The organism is Pseudonocardia sp. CA-107938, from assembly GCF_050936315.1.
Lineage (GTDB): Bacteria > Actinomycetota > Actinomycetes > Mycobacteriales > Pseudonocardiaceae > Pseudonocardia.
This window is the reverse complement of the sequence record NZ_JBNJNA010000001.1, coordinates 4,829,809-4,845,974: the sequence shown is the minus strand read 5'-3', so window position 1 is coordinate 4,845,974 and position 16,166 is coordinate 4,829,809. Positions and strand designations below refer to the sequence as shown.

Annotated in this window: 15 protein-coding genes, 1 pseudogene and 1 CRISPR repeat array (1 of these 17 running past the window's edge); of the genes and pseudogenes, 6 read left to right on the top strand and 10 right to left on the bottom strand. The window is 71.2% G+C overall.

What is annotated here, in order from left to right; genetic code table 11:
• Positions 1-184: direct repeats of the CRISPR family, unit length 29 nt; unit sequence GTGCGCCCCGCGGACGCGGGGGTGGTCCC (it extends 457 nt beyond the left edge of the window).
• 910 nt (positions 185-1,094) lie between these two features.
• Both ACQEVB_RS24010 and ACQEVB_RS24005 read right to left on the bottom strand, forming a co-directional pair.
• Positions 1,095-1,226 (bottom strand): annotated as a pseudogene (locus ACQEVB_RS24010) (ATP-binding protein); the annotation flags it as partial.
• A gap of 181 nt (positions 1,227-1,407) precedes the next feature.
• Positions 1,408-2,169 carry an enoyl-CoA hydratase-related protein gene (locus tag ACQEVB_RS24005; protein WP_432975102.1) on the bottom strand — a complete coding sequence of 254 codons (762 nt, stop codon included), beginning with the start codon at positions 2,167-2,169 and terminating at the stop codon, positions 1,408-1,410.
• 102 nt (positions 2,170-2,271) lie between these two features.
• Between ACQEVB_RS24005 and ACQEVB_RS24000 the strand changes: the two genes are divergently transcribed.
• Both ACQEVB_RS24000 and ACQEVB_RS23995 read left to right on the top strand, forming a co-directional pair.
• Positions 2,272-3,648, top strand: coding sequence for a cytochrome P450 (locus tag ACQEVB_RS24000; protein WP_432975099.1), 1,377 nt, complete (start codon positions 2,272-2,274; stop codon positions 3,646-3,648).
• 2 nt (positions 3,649-3,650) lie between these two features.
• Entirely contained in the window at positions 3,651-4,106 is a 456-nt protein-coding gene (locus tag ACQEVB_RS23995) for a carboxymuconolactone decarboxylase family protein (protein WP_432975096.1), read from the top strand.
• 86 nt (positions 4,107-4,192) lie between these two features.
• On the opposite strand, the gene ACQEVB_RS23990 is transcribed toward ACQEVB_RS23995, so the two are convergent.
• The 5 genes from ACQEVB_RS23990 to ACQEVB_RS23970 all read right to left on the bottom strand — a co-directional run bounded on the left by ACQEVB_RS23990 (position 4,193) and on the right by ACQEVB_RS23970 (position 9,621).
• Entirely contained in the window at positions 4,193-5,794 is a 1,602-nt protein-coding gene (locus tag ACQEVB_RS23990; RefSeq protein WP_432975093.1) for an ABC transporter substrate-binding protein, read from the bottom strand.
• Positions 5,795-5,864: 70 nt separating this feature from the next.
• Positions 5,865-6,278 (bottom strand): nuclear transport factor 2 family protein, encoded by a 414-nt coding sequence (locus ACQEVB_RS23985; protein ID WP_432975090.1) that lies wholly within the window; start codon positions 6,276-6,278, stop codon positions 5,865-5,867.
• Positions 6,271-6,687: a nuclear transport factor 2 family protein gene (locus ACQEVB_RS23980; protein WP_432975087.1), complete on the bottom strand. Its 417-nt coding sequence runs from the start codon at positions 6,685-6,687 to the stop codon at positions 6,271-6,273. The genes ACQEVB_RS23985 and ACQEVB_RS23980 overlap by 8 nt, the downstream gene beginning before the upstream one ends.
• A gap of 6 nt (positions 6,688-6,693) precedes the next feature.
• On the bottom strand, positions 6,694-7,758 hold the full coding sequence (locus ACQEVB_RS23975; RefSeq protein ID WP_432975084.1) for an aldo/keto reductase: 1,065 nt from the start codon (positions 7,756-7,758) through the stop codon (positions 6,694-6,696).
• Positions 7,759-7,830: 72 nt separating this feature from the next.
• The gene (locus tag ACQEVB_RS23970; protein ID WP_432975081.1) at positions 7,831-9,621 is read right to left on the bottom strand and encodes a flavin-containing monooxygenase; all 1,791 of its coding nucleotides are present in this window, start codon (positions 9,619-9,621) and stop codon (positions 7,831-7,833) included.
• A 279-nt stretch (positions 9,622-9,900) separates the two neighbouring features.
• Between ACQEVB_RS23970 and ACQEVB_RS23965 the strand changes: the two genes are divergently transcribed.
• From ACQEVB_RS23965 to ACQEVB_RS23955, 3 genes are read left to right on the top strand one after another with little or no spacing between them, the layout of a single operon-like run.
• The gene (locus tag ACQEVB_RS23965; protein WP_432975078.1) at positions 9,901-10,659 is read left to right on the top strand and encodes an SDR family NAD(P)-dependent oxidoreductase; all 759 of its coding nucleotides are present in this window, start codon (positions 9,901-9,903) and stop codon (positions 10,657-10,659) included.
• A gap of 10 nt (positions 10,660-10,669) precedes the next feature.
• Positions 10,670-11,443, top strand: coding sequence for an SDR family NAD(P)-dependent oxidoreductase (locus ACQEVB_RS23960; protein WP_432975075.1), 774 nt, complete (start codon positions 10,670-10,672; stop codon positions 11,441-11,443).
• A gap of 30 nt (positions 11,444-11,473) precedes the next feature.
• Entirely contained in the window at positions 11,474-12,244 is a 771-nt protein-coding gene (locus tag ACQEVB_RS23955) for an SDR family NAD(P)-dependent oxidoreductase (protein ID WP_432975072.1), read from the top strand.
• Between the two features lie 15 nt (positions 12,245-12,259).
• Here the strand turns inward: ACQEVB_RS23955 and ACQEVB_RS23950 are convergent, their stop codons facing one another.
• From ACQEVB_RS23950 to ACQEVB_RS23940, 3 genes are read right to left on the bottom strand one after another with little or no spacing between them, the layout of a single operon-like run.
• Positions 12,260-13,414, bottom strand: a complete 1,155-nt coding sequence (locus ACQEVB_RS23950; RefSeq protein ID WP_432975069.1) for a Gfo/Idh/MocA family protein — start codon at positions 13,412-13,414, stop codon at positions 12,260-12,262.
• Positions 13,411-14,424 carry an SDR family NAD(P)-dependent oxidoreductase gene (locus tag ACQEVB_RS23945; protein WP_432975066.1) on the bottom strand — a complete coding sequence of 338 codons (1,014 nt, stop codon included), beginning with the start codon at positions 14,422-14,424 and terminating at the stop codon, positions 13,411-13,413. Before ACQEVB_RS23945 ends, ACQEVB_RS23950 begins: the two co-directional genes overlap by 4 nt.
• Positions 14,421-14,618, bottom strand: a complete 198-nt coding sequence (locus ACQEVB_RS23940; RefSeq protein WP_432975063.1) for a ferredoxin — start codon at positions 14,616-14,618, stop codon at positions 14,421-14,423. Before ACQEVB_RS23940 ends, ACQEVB_RS23945 begins: the two co-directional genes overlap by 4 nt.
• A 202-nt stretch (positions 14,619-14,820) precedes the next feature.
• On the opposite strand from ACQEVB_RS23940, the gene ACQEVB_RS23935 reads away from it, so the two are divergent.
• Positions 14,821-16,158 carry an amidohydrolase family protein gene (locus tag ACQEVB_RS23935; RefSeq protein ID WP_432975060.1) on the top strand — a complete coding sequence of 446 codons (1,338 nt, stop codon included), beginning with the start codon at positions 14,821-14,823 and terminating at the stop codon, positions 16,156-16,158.
• The last annotated feature ends 8 nt before the right edge of the window (positions 16,159-16,166 follow it).

Below are 16,166 nucleotides of genomic sequence, written 5' to 3'. Positions count from 1 at the left end.
CGGGCAGCCGATGCAGGCGCTCTTCACGGTGTGGTGCGCCCCGCGGACGCGGGGGTGGTCCCTCCGGCGCCAACACCTGCGCGGCCCGCTTGATGTGCGCCCCGCGGACGCGGGGGTGGTCCCCGCGAGTTCTGCGCCCGCCAAGGCTGGGATGTGTGCGCCCCGCGGACGCGGGGGTGGTCCCGTCGGCTACGGCACGCACGCCCTCGGCGGCGGCCCGTGCGGGGGTGGTCCCTGCGCGAACACGTTGATGGTCGCGTGCCCCATGTGCGCCCCGCGGACGCGGGGGTGGTCCCAGCAGACCGACCATGCGCCGGATGTCCTCGTCGTGCGCCCCGCGGACGCGGGGGTGGCCCCTTGCGCTAGACAGTTGTCTGTTCTTGTCCTAAGTGCGCCTCGCGGACGCGGGGTGGCCCCACCGAGATGGGCGCCTTCGAGCGCGAGGTGTGGTGCGCCCCGCGGACGCGGGGGTGGTCCGTACTCGCGCAGGTCCTCGGGAAGCTGGGCCAGGTGCGCCCCGCGGACGCGGGGGTGGTCCCGCGGCCCAGATCGCCTGGGTCTGGTAGGGGATGCGCCGCCCCGCGGACGCGGGGGTGGTCCCACCGCGCACAACGGCTTCCGCACGGTGAGGTTGTGCGCCCCGCGGACGCGGGGGTGGTCCCTACAGGCATGCGACCTTACTTCGTGACGGGGGTGCGCCCCGCGGACGCGGGGTCGGTCCCACGGCGGCGTGCCCGAAGAACCGCTTCCCGGCGTGCGCCGCGGACGCAGGGGTGGTCCCATGCTGCCCAATCGCAGGTGGCGCAAGCAGCAGTGCGCCCCGCGGACGCCGGGGGCCGTCCCAGGACATCGGCGGGTCGACGAGGACGACGTCGTGCGCCCCGCGGACGCGGGGTGGTCCCCTTGGCGAGCTGGTGGCCACCATCGAGCAGGCGTGCGCCCCGCGGACGCGGGGGTGGTCCCGCCCTGGGCGACCGCCTCCTGCAAGTCCCCCTGTGCGCCCCGCGGACGCGTGTCAACGGATCTCGAAAATTGGATCTGGATCTGGCCCCTGAAGCCGGATTGGGATTGACCCATCTCCACGTCGGTTTGTCCTAGTTGTCGCGGTCCTTGGCGAGTAGTTCGCGGCGGGCGCGGGTGCGGTAGGAGTCGCCGGAGAGGGTGAGGACCTCGGCGTGGTGGACCAGGCGGTCGATCATGGCGGCGGCGACGATCTCGTCGCCGAAGACGCGGGCGCGCGGCGTCGTCGTTGTCTGGCGTCGTCGCCGTCATCGTGCTGGCGTTGCACTCCACCGGCGTCCCGTTCTGAGCACGGCCACGCTCCCCCGCTGCTCCCCGCATCTGCTCCCCGTCCGACCGGCCGATGACCCAGATGCGCGGTCACAGCGGCTTTGAAATCGCGACGCTTCAGACAGCGTGTCCGGGTCGATTCGAGAGCCACGCCGGTTCGCGCTTCTCGCGGAAGGCGGCCAGTCCTTCCGCCTTCTCCTCCCCAGCGTTGATGATGGCGTCGGCATGGCGAGTGAGGGCCCAGCCCGCTTCTTCGTGCATCCCCGAGGCGTCGTCGACGGCCCGCAAAGAGGCCTCGACGGCGATCGGGGAGTTCTTCGCCACCGCGCTCGCCAACGTCATAGCCGCAGCCTCTGCATTCCCGTCGTCGACCAGTTCCGAGACCAGCCCGAGCGCGTAGAGCCGCTCGGCTGGTAGAGGTTGCGCGGTGAGCAGCATCTGGCGCGCCACCATCGGCGGAAGCACGCGCTCGCCGCGGAAGAGCGCACCGCAGTTGGCCACGAGACCATGGGACACCTCGGGAAGGGCGAAGCGCGCCGAGCGGCCGGCCACCACCATGTCGCAGGCCATCACGATCTCGAATCCGCCCCCGTACGCGACGCCCTCCACGGCGGCGATCAGCGGCGTCGACCGGCGACGGGCGATGAGCCCGTACGGCCCGCCCCGCGGCGTCGGGTCCCCGGGGCCGGCGGCCAGGTCGGTGCCGGCACAGAACATGTCCGGACCACCCGTGATAACACCCACCCGCAGGTCCGGGTCGTCATCGAGCTCGTTCAGGGCGGCGTCGAGAGCACGCGTCATCTCGGCGTCCACCGCATTCCGCTTCGCGTGCCGCTCCATACGGATGACAAGCACGTTCTCCCGGCGTTCGGTGCCCACCCGGTGGTCGGATCCTTGCGGCGATCTCATCCAGCGCTCACGTCCTCTCCGTCTGCCGAGCCAAGCACCCTCGGCGACGAGCCGCTGCGACCTGGGTCGCTCGTGACCGAGACGGTCGTGGCCGAGCCGGGCCATCCCGACGACAGTCCTCACCGCTTGCAGCGACCTACGTCCTGGTACGGACGGCGCCGCGCGAGGAACCTGCACCCTTTGGCGGAAAGGTGCATGCTCATGACGGCCAGCACGTCGAAGTGTCCGGTTCACGAGAGCTACAACCCGTTCGTCGCGCCGCAGCTCGACGATCCCTTCGGGATCTGGGCCGAGGCACGGCACGAACGGCCGGTCTTCTACTCCAGTCTGCTCGACGCCTACGTGATCACGCGCTATTCGGACATCGTGAGCGTGTTGAAGCAGCCCAGGGTCTACGGGTCGGTGGCGTCGAGGAAGATGTTCGGCAAGGCGTGCCCGGAGGCGGACCGCATCCTGGCGGAGCTCCCGGCGATGGAGGAGACCAATCCACTCTCCTCCGACGCCCCGGTGCACACGAAGATCCGCCGCTACCTGCAGGCGGCCTTCCTGCCCCGGCGGGTGGCCGTCCTGGAGCCGACGCTCACGGCGACGGCGGACGAGGTCATCGACACCTTCGTCGAGCGCGGGAGGGGCGACTTCTACTCCGACTTCGCCTTTCGGTACCCGCTGCTCGTCGTGGGACGGCTGGTCGGCATCCCGGACTCGGACCTCGACAAGGTCAAGGACTGGGCCGGGCAGCGCGTGGATCTGCGCAACTCCGATCTCGACGAGCAGACGCAGATCGCGGCGGCGAAGGCCCAGCGCGAGTACTACGAGTACACGCTGCAACTCGTCGCCGACCGCCGCGCGCAGCCCGGTCAGGATCTGCTGTCCTGGATCATCCAGGACAGCGATGCGAGCGACGACCCGCTGACCGAGGACCAGCTCGCCTCCCAGGCCACGTCGCTGCTCACCGCCGGCCACGAGACGACCGCGCACTGGCTGGTCGTCGCGGTCCGCCGACTGCTGCAGGAGCGCGGCCGGTGGGACGCACTGGTCGCCGATCCCGCGTCGCTGTCGATGAAGGCGGTCGAGGAGGGCCTGCGGGTCGACGGACCGGTCCAGGCCATCTGGCGCAAGGTCAAGCAGGACGTCGAGATCGGCGGGGTGTCCATTCCTGCCGGTGCCCGGCTCTCGCTCGTGCTCGGGTCGGCCAACGACGACGAGACGGTGTTCCCGGATCCCCGCACCTTCGACGACTCCCGCGCCAACGTCACCCAGCACCTGACGTTCGGCCGCGGTCCGCACACCTGCGTCGGAGCGCCGATCGCCCGGCTCGAGGCCAGGATCGCCCTCATGGCGCTGGCGCGTCGGCTGCCGCGCCTGCGGCTCGCCGCCGACGACGAGCTCATGTTCAAGCCGAACGCGACCCAGCGGATGGCGCAACGACTCCTGGTGGAATGGGACTGATCATGAGCGACGAAGAGGCCACGACGCCGGCGCCCTCGGAGCGACTCCTGCGCGGGCAGCAGCGCCAGGCCGAGATGAGCTACGGACCGGCCGAGGGGCAGTACCACAACCCGATGCAGGACGTCGCCCCCGACCTCGTCTCGCTGATCACGGAGTTCGCCTACGGCGACATCCACTCCCGGCCCGGATTGGACCCGGGGCAGCGCCAGCTGGTGATCCTCGGCGTACTGACGGCGCTGGGGGACACCGAGCGACAGGTCGCCAACCACACCCGTTCCGCTCTCGGGGCCGGCCTCAGCCCGCATGCCATCGTCGAGGCGATCTACCAGACGATCCCCTACGTCGGCTTCCCCCGGGCCATCCGGGCCCTGCAGTCCGTCACTGCCACCTTCGAGAAGTTCGACGTGGTGGGCGACCTGCCCTGGAACCGGCCGAACGGGAAGGGCAGGACGGACTGACGCAGGAACGGACCAGGGGCTCACCGGAACCACCCGGTGAGCCCCTTTCTCGTGAGTGCCCGATGTCGTCGGCCGTGCGCAGCGGCCTACTTCGCGACGGTCAGCGCGCTGACCTTGAGCGCGCCGATGTACTTCATCCAGAAGTTGTCGTTGAAGCCGCCGAGCTTGGCTGTGGTCGCGTAGCCGTTGTTGAGCTGGCAGAACGGGATGTAGAAGGCGTTCTGCGTGGCCAGCGACTCCGCCTGCTGGTAGAGCTTGGTGCGGGCCCCACTGTCCGGGTTCACCCCTGCCTGCGAGATCAGGTCCTTGTACTGCCGCCCGGCCGGCGAGTCGTCCACGTACTGCGGCGTGGCGAGGACGCCGGTGTTGTACCCCAGGGACGGGTCGATGCCCGCGCCGTTGGTGGCGTTCAGCGTGGCCATCTGTGCCTTGCCCGAGGTCAGCTGCGCCACCTGGAACACCCGGGAGGGCTGGCTGTTGATCGAGAGCTGCATGCCGATCTTCGCCAGCTCGGCCTGGAAGGCCTGGGCCGCCACGATGTCGTTCGACGCCGTCGAGGAGGTCACGGTGATCGGCGGCAGGCCCTTGCCGTCCGGGAAGCCGGCCTGGGCGAGCAGCTGCTTGGCCCGGTCGACGTCGTAGGCGAGCGGCTTGGCGTCCGGGTCGAAGCCGACCTGCCCCTGCTGCGGCAGCTGCACCGGCCGCCGGCTGGTGCAGTTCATCTGGTCGGTCAGGACCGGCGACAACGCGTCGAAGTTGATCGCGTGCGCAACCGCCTGCCGCACCAGCGGGTTGTCGAACGGCGCGGTGTAGGCGAACACGATGCTCATCATCGGGAAGCTGGGGGTGCGGATGGTGGTGAACTGCTTGTTCGTCGTCGACAGTGCCCCAGGTCCGTTGAGGCCCGGGGTGCCGGTCGCCTGCACCGCCTGGTACTGACCGCTCTTCAACCCGTTGAGCCGCGCGTTGCCGTCCTGGCCGTAGAGGTAGGTGAACGTCCGGGGAGCGTGCGGAATGCTCGCGGCGTCCCAGTAGTCCGCCCGCTTCGTCAGGACGATCTGCGTCGTCGGCTGGAAGCGCTCCACGGTGTACGGGCCGGTGCCCAGTCCGCCGGCGCCGGTGCGGATCGCGTTGTCGTCCCCGACCAGCTTGGGGTTGATGACCATGCCGGCCGGCGAGGCGAGCACGCTCAGCAGGGCGGGGCTCGGCTGCTTGACGGTGATCACGACCTTGGTCGCGCCCTCCGCCGCGACGTCGCTGATCGAGGCGAGGGACGCCTTCTGCGTCGAGGTCTCGCCCGAGCGCGCCCGGTTCAGGCTCGCGACAACGGCCGCGGAGTCGAACGGAGTGCCGTCCGAGAAGGTGACGCCCGAGCGCAGCGTGAGGGTGAGCTTCAGGTTGTCCGGCGACCACGCCCACTCCGTGGCCAGCCCCGGCTGGAGGCTCAGGTCGTTGGCCGGGCGGATCAGGGTGTCGTAGACGTCGATGATGCCCTCGACCTGACCGCCCGCCTTGTACGGGTCCAGGTCCTGGCCGATGAGCGTGCCGACGGCCGTGACACGGGCGGCGTCGTCGTACACCACCGGTCCGCCCGGGGTGGTGGTGCCACCGGTCCCGGCGGCACCTCCACAGGCGGACAGGAGCGTCATCAGCGCCGCCGACACGGCCAGCACAACCGCGCGGGGCACGCGTTCCCCACGGCCTTCGCGGCGATCTCGCACGTGCATCGTTCTCCTTGTCGGGTAGCCGGCGACTCGCTCAGCGCGCATGGCTGGGCAGCGGTTTGTCACCACGGAGGACCCGCTCCCCCATGAGGGTGTCGTCGTACATCCGCAGGCTCCTGATCTTCCCGTCGGACACCTGGACCAGGAAGAAGTACATGTTGTTGTACACCCGGTCGTCGAACGCTGCGTACCCCTCCACCTCGGCGGCGACCCGGTCGTCCTGGGCCGTCGTCGAGTTCACCGTGAAGGACATGAGGTCCTTCGCGCTCAGCGAGAGCTTGCGGATCCGCTCCAGCTGCGCGAGCGGTTCCCGGGCCGCCCGCCGCGCCAGCGACCACCAGGATCCCTCCGGGTCCAGGACACCGGCGGCGTCGTCGAAACGGCCCTCCGTGATCGCGGCGAAGAACGAACGGACGACCGCGACGTTCGCGTCGGTCTGCTCAGCCATTGTGCGTCTTTCTCCCGCCGCCGTCCTTGGCGACGTGGTTCTTGAGGCGGTCGGCGAGACTCCCGTCGTCGTACATCACGACGTCGGCGATGCGTTCCGCCTCGAGCCGGATGAGGAAGTGGAAGGTCTTGCTGACCCGGGTGCCATCCCCAGCTGTGGTGTAGCCGGACGCGAGCGCGCTGACCCGGTCCTCCTCCGCCGTGAGCTGCTCGATCGTGAACGCCATGCCCTCGGTGCTCAGCAGCCGTACCTGGTCAGCGAGGGACACGGTCGCGTGTCGGCGAGGTGTGGCCCACCCGCCGGTGGGCACGACGAGTTCCGCCGCACGCTCGAACTCCCCTGCGGTGACGGCCCCGAAGAAGTCCCGGACCGTCTGCTTCGTCTCCTCGATCGTCGGCGCCCCGCTCACCGCCGCCTACTTCGGGATGTAGAGCTTGGACGGGATGCCGTTGATCGTCGTCCCCGCCTGCTGGCGGTCGATGGCGATGGCCTGCAGGAAGGCGGCCGGGAAGTTCAGGGTGGGGGCCGACAGCTCGTCGAGCTCCGCCACCTCCTTCTCGGTCAGCACCACGTCCACGCCGGGAAGGTTGTCCTCGAACTGGGCCATCGTGCGCGGGCCGATCAGCGGGGACGTGACCACGGGCTTGGACAGCACCCAGCCCAGCGCGACGGCAGCCACTGATGTGCCCCGCTCGTCGGCGATGCGTCGCAGGGTGTCGATGATGTCGAACGCGTTGGGCTGGGCCAGGAAGCCGGCGGAGGTCCCGCCGCGCGCCGAGCCTGCGGGGTTCGGGTTCTCCCGGGTGTACTTGCCGGTCAGCACCCCGCCGGCGAGCGGGCTGAAGGGGGTGATGCCGATCCCGCGTGACTCGGCCAGCGGGAGCAGCTCGCCCTCGACGGTGCGGGCCAGCAGGCTGTACTCGAGCTGCATCGCGGTGACGGGCGCCCAACCGCGGAAGTCTGCGGTCGTCGCCGCCTGCGAGATCGTCCACGCCGGCGTGTCCGAGATGCCGATGTAGAGGATCTTCCCCTGCCGGACGAGGTCGTTGAGGGCGTCCATGGTCTCCTCGATCGGCGTGTGCCGGTCGAAGTGGTGCTGCCAGTACAGGTCGATGTAGTCCACGCCGAGTCTGGTGAGCGAACCCTCGATCTGGTTGCGTAGGGCCTTGCGGCCGCCACCGCCCCCGTTCGGGTCACCGTGGAACAGGTTGCTCGAGAACTTGGTGGCGATGACCAGGCGGTCACGGCGACCCGGGCGGCCGGCGAGGTACCGGCCGACGACCCGCTCCGACTCGCCCTCCACATAGGCGTTGGAGGTGTCGAGGAAGTTCCCGCCCAGCTCGACGAAGCGGTCCATGATCCGGAACGCCTCGTCCTCGTCGGAGCCTCGTTCCGTGCTCCCCCAGCCCATCGCCCCCATGCAGAGGGGGCTGACGCGCAGGCCCGAGCGGCCGAGGGTGCGGTAGTGGTCGAGCGGCATGGTCGGTGGGACCTTTCGGGTACGTCGCGCGGTGCGCCCGCGCGAGGATGTGAGCGGCGCGTGGACGGCGGATCAGACAGCGCTGGCAGGTTCGGCGCCCGGGACGAGTCCCTCCTGCTCAGCCTTGATGCGCAGCGCCAGGAACTTCGAGTAGGCCCTGGCCACCGGGATGCCACCGCCTGCGAACCACAGGCCGGGATGCCCCGACTCGCGCCAGAGCGTGCCGGGCTCGCCGTCCGCGCCGACCCCGTGGATCGGGGCCCGGCAGCGAGCCAGCACGCCGCGGCCCATCAGTGCCTCGACGGAGCTCTCGAACGAGTGGTAGCCGGTGGCCAGGACGACGGCGTCGGCGCCGATCTCCCGCCCGTCCTCGAGGACCAGACCGTGCGGTGTGTACCGAGCGACGCCGGACCCGTGGCGCACGTCGATCTTGCCGTCCGCGATGATCTGCGACGCGCCGACGTCGATGTAGTAGCCGTGCAGGTTGTTGAGCGATTTCCAGGTCATTCCCGCGTCGTCCGGGCCGAGGTCGACGGCGAACCCGTGGGCGGTCAATCCGTCGAGGAGATCCCGGTCCTCCTCGGCCATCGCCGCCGTCGTGGTCTTGCCCAGCACGGGGATCAACCCCATGGGCGTGGACACCGCCATCATGTCGGCGTCGTCGAGCGGCGGCCCGCCGTCCTCCCATAGTCCGAGGACGTGTTTGCGCAGCGTGGCGTGGCGGACCACGTAGGTGGAGGACCGCTGCACCAGCGTGACCTGGGCACCCTGCTCGTAGAGGTCCTGGACCACGTCGTGCGCGCTGTTCCCGGCGCCCACGACCGTGACCCGCTTGCCCCGGTACGCCCGGCCGCCCCGGTAGTCGGCGGAGTGCAGGACCTCGCCGTGGAAGGCCTGCCGGCCGGGGAACTCAGGCGATGCCGGCGCCCCCGAACGGCCGGTCGCCAGCACGACGTGGCGGGAGCGGATGGTGCGCGGCGTGCCGTCGCCGCGGCGGAGTGCGGTGGTCCAGACCCCGTCGGCGTACTCGCACCGCTCGACGGTGGTGGAGGTCCAGACCGACAGGCCCATCAGGGTCGCGTAGCACTCCACGAAGTTCGCGAACTGGTCCCGGGACAGGCAGATCGGCCAGTTCCGGGGCAGGTCCATGTAGGCGAAGTGGTTCATCCCGATGATGTCGTGCAGGTGCAGCGACGGGTACCGGTGCCGCCAGCCGTCGCCGATCCGCTCGTGGCGGTCCACCACCAGGTTGCCGACGCCGAGCTGGTCCAGCCGCGCGGCGAGCATCAGCCCGGCCTGCCCAGCCCCGATCACCAGCACGTCCGTCTCGTCGCCGGGCAGCTCGATGCGGTCCCGCTGCCGGTCACCCCAGTAGAGGCGGCCGACCCACTCGCCGTGGCGCGCCCCCATCGGCCGGTTCGCGCCGATCCCCTCCTCGAAGCCGCGCAGCGAGTCGAGCTGGGTGAGCACGGTCCACGCCCTCCAGGGCCGGGCCGGGTCGCCGGTCGCGGTGAGGCGCACGAGTCCGCGCGCGCTGCCCACCGCGGTCTCGAACTCGAAGAACGCCGACAGCAGCTCGCCACGCGCGTCCTCGCTCAGCGCGGGCGGCGTCCGAGTGGTCAGGGCGAATCCCCGCGCCCCGGCGGCGGCCAGGAGCGGGCCGATCTCGCGCGAGATCCGGCCGGCGCCCTGCACCGTCCGGAAGTCCCAACCGACGGCCAGCAGGTCGCGCCACCACCCGTCGGGGTCGACCAGCTCGGCGAAGAGCTGCGGATCGTCCGCGTCGACCGCGACCTGGAGATCCCCCAGCCAGCGGGACACGGCGACGGTGAGCGAAGTGGTCTCGTGGGCTGCGGCGGCCATCGAGGTCGGTACTCCCCTCTGCCCGGCGGGACACCCCGCACCGGGAACGTCGAGGGGTCCCATCGTCGAACCGGCCTTCCCGAACCTCAACGACCCAGATCACGGGTCCGTGCGAGCTAGGTCACCGGGTACTTCGTGTGGAGACTGTTCCAGGTGACCTGGGACACGGGGGCCGGTGATCGGAGTCGTACCGGTGGACAGGCCCGCACCCCCACCATCGAACCGGCCGGCGTCGTTCCGCGCCCAGGACCGCTGCGGCCGTGACAAGGGGAGGTACTGGTGGGGGAACAACGGATCCCCGGGATCGACGGGACCGGCGTGATCGTGACGGGCGCTGCCAGCGGTATCGGTCGGGGGGCGGCACTGCTCGCCGCGCGCTCCGGCGCCTCGGTGGTGGCGGGCGATCGCAACGACGCCCTCCTCGCCGATCTCGACGTCCAGGCGAAGGAGGAAGGCCTGGCCATCCGCACCGTGCACCTCGATGTCGGCAGCTCGGAGAGCATCTCGGCGTTCGTGGCGGCCGGGTCGGAGGCAGGTAGCGGGCTGTACGGCGTCGTGCACGCAGCAGCCGTGGCCGTCGAGCGTCCCTCGCTCGACATCGACCCCGCGTTCTGGGACGACGTCCTGCGCATCAACCTCACGGGCACCTTCGTGCTCGCCCGGGAGGCCGGTCGGGTCATGATCGCTCGCGGCACGGGCGGATCGATCGTCAACGTCGCCTCCGCGGCAGCGGTCGCCGGCAGCGTCCGCCTGGCCCCTTACACCGCCACCAAGGCCGGCGTGGTCGCACTGGGCAAGTCGCTCGCGCAGGAGTGGGGACCCCTCGGCATCCGGGTCAACACCGTCTCGCCCGGTGCCGTCGACACCCCGCTGTACCACAGTCAGCCGACCCGGCGGGACACGATCGACAAGCTCCCGCTACCCCGCATCGGGACTCCGGAGGACATCGCGTTGGCGATCGGGTTCTTCCTCGGCGACCAGAGCCCCTGGATCACCGGACAGAACCTGAACGTCAACGGCGGCGCCCTGATGATCTGAGAGGACCCTCGTGACCGCACAGCCTGCCCCGACCATCACCCTCCCCGGTCTCGAGGGCGCGGCGGTCGCCGTCACCGGTGGCGCCAGCGGCATCGGCCGGGCCACCGTGCTGCTCGCCGCCCGCTCCGGCGCCACCGCCATCGCCGGCGACGTGAACCCGCAGATGCTCGACGAACTCGCCGACCTCACCCGTGCCGAGGGCCTCGACGTCCGGTGCCGGCAGCTCGACGTCCGCGACCCCGACTCCGTCACCGCGTTCATCGCCGACGCGGACCGCGACGGGAACCTCCGCGGAGCCGTCAACTCCGCCGCCATCTCCGTCGACCGGCCCACGCTCGAGGTCACCGACGAGTTCTGGGACGACGTACTGCGGATCAACCTCACCGGCACCTTCCTCGTGGCCCAGGCCGCCGCTGAGCGGATGGTGGACCGGCCGGGGGGCGGCGCGATCGTCAACGTCTCCTCGAACGCGGGTTCCGCCGGTCGCCCCCGCAAGGCGCCCTACACGTCGAGCAAGGGGGCGGTGATCGGCCTGACCAAGGCGCTGGCGAAGGAGTGGGGCCCGCGCGGGGTGCGCGTCAACTGCATCTCCCCGGGGGCCGTCGACACTCCTCTGCGGGCGACGCACACCACCGCGCACGACGTGATCGGCAACCTGCCGCTGCCCCGGGTCGGTACGCCCGAGGAGCTGGCGCTCGCGATCGGCTGCTTCCTCACCGACCTCACCCCGTGGGTCACCGGGCAGACGCTGAACGTCAACGGCGGCTCCATGATGTACGTCTGACGGGACCTGACCAGCGGAGAGGACGTTCGGATGACCGCACCCGAGCGGCCCGTCACGCTGCCCGGCCTCGAGGGTGCCGCGGTGGCCGTCACGGGTGGTGCCAGCGGGATCGGCCGGGGCACCGTGCTCCTCGCCGCCCGCTCCGGCGCCTCGGTGACCGCCGGCGACGTGAACCCGGAAACGCTCGACGAGCTCGCCGACCTCGCCCGTGCCGAGGGCCTCGACGTTCGGTGCCGCCGGCTCGACGTGCGCGATCCGGACGCCGTCACGGAGTTCGTGGCCGCCGCGGACGTCGACGGCCGACTGCGCGGTGTCGTCAACGCCGCCGGCATCGCTGTCGAGCGGCCCACGCTCGAGGTCACCGACGAGTTCTGGGACGACGTGCTGCGGGTCAACCTCACCGGGACGTTCCTCGTGGCGAGGGCCGCCGCGGAACGCCTGGTGGACCGGCCCGGTGGCGGCGCGATCGTCAACGTCGCCGCGACGTCGGGCTCGCACGGTCGGGCCCGCATGGTGCCCTACGCGAGCAGCAAGGGCGCCATGATCGGCCTCACGAAGGCGCTCGCGCAGGAGTGGGGTCCACGCGGCGTGCGCGTCAACTGCGTCTCGCCGGGCGCCGTGGACACCCCGCTGGCGGCCGCGCAGATCTCGCGCCGGGACGTCATCGCCGCGCTCCCCCTGCCGCGGATGGGCCAGCCGCAGGATCTGGCGCTCGCCATCGGGTGCTTCCTCACCGACCTCACCCCGTGGGTCACCGGGCAGACGCTGAACGTCAACGGCGGCTCCATCATGTACGTCTGACCCGTCGAGCAGCCCTCAGAACTCCGAGTAGGGATCCACCTGCTCACGCCGCCCTGACGCCGCCGCCCGACCGACCGCTTCGACGGCGTGGTGGTACCGCGCCGCCGTGGCGAAGTCGAGGTGCGGGGAGATGCCCGTGGCGACGGCCCGGGCGAGCTCCGCGTACATGATCGCCACGTTGCGCGCCGGCACCGGCAGGCCCGGGGGCAGGTCCGGGGGCGGTGGCACCTCGAGCTGCCACGACGTGCCGTCCGGCTTCGCCAGCGTGACCGTCCAGTCGCCGACGTTGACCGCGGCACCCAGCTGGTCGATGCCGATGAGCAGGGCCCCGGCTGTGCCGACGATCTGCATCGACAGTCGCCGGGCACCCGACGGGGCACCGCCGTGCAGCGCGAGCGTCGCCAACGCCCCGCTGCGGAGCCGGCCGACGATCCCGAGCTCGTTGGGCGTGCTGTTGGCGACCTGCTCGCCCGTGTCGGTCAGCGTGACCTTCGGGTGCCGCACGGTCAGCGTGGCGTCGACGTCGGCCAGGTCGCCCACGCAGCGCGCGAGCGCCGCCAGGAGGTGCGCGGTCGGCACGGTGATCAGGGTGACCCCGTTGGCCGGGTCGAGCATGTAGCTCATCGGGCCGGTGCTCTGCGGCCCGTAGAGGTGGGGGGTGAGCACGACCGCGCTGACGCCCATGACCTCGCCGATCGTGCCGCGGTCGATCAGGTCGCGGACGAAGACGGCCCCCGGACTGTGGTACCCCTGCAGCCCCACCACGTGGACCAGTCCGGACGCGGCCGCGAGCTCGGCGAGCGCGTCCGCCTCGGCCGCGTCCACGCCGAGTGGCCACTCGCAGAAGACGTGCTTGCCGGCCGCGATCGCCTGGCGGACGAGGGCGTCGTGGTCGGGCGCCTTGACCGTGATGGCGACCGCGTCCACCTCGTCGCAGGCGATCAGGTCGGCGGGATCGCCGAACGCGTGCGGGACGCCGAACTGCTCGGCGACCTCGCGGGCGCCGTCGATCCGGGTCGAGGCGACCGCCGACGTGGTCAGGCCCGGAAGTGCGGCGAGCGCCGGCAGGTGCGCCATGGACGCCCAGCCGCGGGTCCGGCTGGCGCCGACGACGCCGATCCGCAGCGCCGGTGGCGGGTGCTCCGTCGGGGCTCCTCTGCTGATGGTCACAGGAATCGCAGGTCCAGCAGCTCCTCGCTGAGCGTCCACAGCTTCCGCGCCGTGTCCGGGTCGACCGCGTGGGCGAGCACGCCGCGCAGGCGGTGCGCCTGGTCCATGCTCGTGCCCTCGGTGAGGGGCTCCATCATCGGTGCCACGTCGCAGTTCTCGCAGTACAGCCCGCCCAGCCCGGCGAGCATCGGGCTCGTCGCGGCCCAGACCTGGGTCGCCGCACCCTGCTCGACGGTCTTGAGCTGTCGCGCCGGGTCGATGATCGGGTTGCCCTCCTCGTCGATGATCTTCGCGGCGATCAGCGACTCGCGGGGGATGTACTTCTCCAGTCCCGTGCCGGGTATCCCGCCTGGGTGCAGGGAGAACGCCCGCACCCCCTCGTCCCGGGCCCGCCGGTCCAGCTCCAGGGCGAAGAGGACGTTGGCGGTCTTGGACTGGCCGTACCCCTCGTGCGGCACGTAGGGACGGTGCTCGAAGTGGGGGTCGTCCAGATGGACGTCCGAGTAGCGGTGCCCCATGGACGACACGGCCACCACGCGCGCGCCGCCGTCGGCCCCCGCGGTGTGCAGGGCCGGCCAGAGCCTGGCGGTCAGCTGGAAGTGTCCGAGGTGGTTCGTGGAGAACTGCGACTCGAAGCCGCGGGCGTCCCGGGTGAACGGGTTCGCCATGATCCCCGCGCTGTTGACCAGCAGGTCCAGCCGGTCGTGCTCGTCGAGGAAGGCCGCGGCGAAGGCGTCGATCGATTCCGGGTCCATCAGGTCCATGGGCCGGACCTGCGCGTCGGGGGTCGCCTCGAGCGCCACCCGGGCGCGGTCGACGTCGCGGGCCGGCACGACGACCTCGGCGCCCGCGGACAGGAAGGTGCGGACCGTCTCGCGGCCCAGACCGGAGTAGCCGCCGGTCACGATCGCGATGCGGCCGGCGAGGTCGATGCCCTTGATGACCTCGTCGGTCGTGGTCGCCGGGCCGAATCCCGAGCCGAGGGGCTCCTGGGCAGGGATGTCCGTCATGCTCGGTCCTCGATCTCGATGGCGAACGACGGGCACGCCGCCACCGCGTCAGCCACGCGGGAACGCTGCTCCTCCGGCGGGGCCCCGTGCAGCACGACCACCTTCCCGTCGTCGTCCAGGTCGAAGACGGCCGGGGCCAGAACGACGCATTGACCGGCACCGACGCAGGCGTCCGCATCGCTGTGGACTCTCATGCAGATTCCTCCGGGACAGGGATCGGGTCCCGGAAAGCTAGGAGCACCGCGGTCCGCCGGCACAGGACGAAAGTCGCGGCCCGGCGTGACGCCGATCACCCGCCCCAGGCCGCGACCGCGCGTGACTCTTGTCGCTGTCCGCACCTTTCGACCCCCTTACCGTGGCGCAGGAGACACCGTCACCTTCACGAGCGGGGTGGTCATGACCGCACTGGACGCACATCCTTCCCGACGGCCGGCGGTCGACGACGACGCTCGCCCGCTGCCGATCATCTCCGTCGACTCGCACATCGGCCCACGCGTCGTCGAGGACCTGAGGCCGTACTGCCCGAAGGGGCATCTCGACCTGTTCGACGAGTTCTGCAGGGCGACGGCGGAGGCACGCGGCAAGGAGCCTCCCGGCGGCGCCTTCGGGCGCGGCCGCACGGCGTTCATCGCCCAGCACGAGGTGAACATGCAGACCGACGGGCACCACGAGATCGGCGCCCGGCTGGCGGACATGGACCGCGACGGCGTGGCGGCCGAAGTGATCTTCCACGGCAGCATGAACGGCGAGCCGCTGCCGTTCGCCGACGGGCTGTTCTTCAACGGCTCGTTCCTGGGTGACGGCATGCCCGACGGCGCGCGGCAGCGGCTGATCGCCATCGGCATCCACATGTACAACGCCTGGCTCGCCGAGCTCGTCGCCAGCCAGCCGGCGCGCCACGTCGGCTGCATCCAGGTGCCGGTGTGGGACATCGACGCCACGTTCCGCGAGATCGAGTGGGGCCACTCCGTGGGGCTGCGCTCGGTCAACTGGCCGAGCCCGCGGGGCGGCATCGTCGAGTACGACGACCCGGCCTGGGAGAACGTCTGGCGCCTGTGCGAGGAGCTGGAGCTACCGCTGACCACGCACTGCGGCGCACTCGTGCCGGGGCTGTTCTCCCGCGACGTCTCCCAGATCCCGCACGCCCAGCCGCTGGTCCAGATGGAGTCGGGCGGCTGGCCCTCGCGGCGCGGGCTGCACCGGATGCTGTTCAGCGGTGTCTTCGAGCGCTACCCGAACCTCAAGCTCGTGCTCACCGAGCAGGCCGGCGGCTGGTGGCCCTACGCGATGCGCGAGATGGACTCGTCCTACGTGGACAGCTACACCGCGCTCAAGGACTACCTGCCGCGCAAGCCGAGCGAGTACTGCGCCACCAACGTCTTCGTCGGGGCCAGCTTCATCTCGGCCGAGGAGGCCAAGGAGGCGGTCGAACTCGGGTACTCGGACAACGTGATGTGGGGCAGCGACTACCCGCACCCCGAGGGCACCTGGGCCGCGGACGACCGGGACCGCACGCGCAAGCACCTGCGCTGGGCCTTCGCCGGCCTCGCGCCCGACCGCACCGAGGCGATCCTCTCCACGAACGCCGCACGCGTCTACGGCTTCGACCTCGCGGAGCTCGGGCAGATCGCGAAGGACATCGCGGCCCCCTCGCTCGCCCAGATCGCCGAGCCGATCGACGAGCTGCCCACCGGCTACTCCAAGGCGTTCCGCACCGTCGGCCCCTGGGCCTGAGGACTCCC

What these genes read in the sequence shown, in the direction of transcription:
- ACQEVB_RS23995 (WP_432975096.1), top strand. Translation starts at nt 3,651, where the DNA reads ATGAGCGACGAAGAGGCCACGACGCCGGCGCCCTCGGAGCGACTCCTG.
- ACQEVB_RS23985 (WP_432975090.1), bottom strand. Translation starts at nt 6,278, where the DNA reads ATGGCTGAGCAGACCGACGCGAACGTCGCGGTCGTCCGTTCGTTCTTC.
- ACQEVB_RS23975 (WP_432975084.1), bottom strand. Translation starts at nt 7,758, where the DNA reads ATGCCGCTCGACCACTACCGCACCCTCGGCCGCTCGGGCCTGCGCGTC.
- ACQEVB_RS23970 (WP_432975081.1), bottom strand. Translation starts at nt 9,621, where the DNA reads ATGGCCGCCGCAGCCCACGAGACCACTTCGCTCACCGTCGCCGTGTCC.
- ACQEVB_RS23955 (WP_432975072.1), top strand. Translation starts at nt 11,474, where the DNA reads ATGACCGCACCCGAGCGGCCCGTCACGCTGCCCGGCCTCGAGGGTGCC.
- ACQEVB_RS23945 (WP_432975066.1), bottom strand. Translation starts at nt 14,424, where the DNA reads ATGACGGACATCCCTGCCCAGGAGCCCCTCGGCTCGGGATTCGGCCCG.
- ACQEVB_RS23940 (WP_432975063.1), bottom strand. Translation starts at nt 14,618, where the DNA reads ATGAGAGTCCACAGCGATGCGGACGCCTGCGTCGGTGCCGGTCAATGC.
- ACQEVB_RS23935 (WP_432975060.1), top strand. Translation starts at nt 14,821, where the DNA reads ATGACCGCACTGGACGCACATCCTTCCCGACGGCCGGCGGTCGACGAC.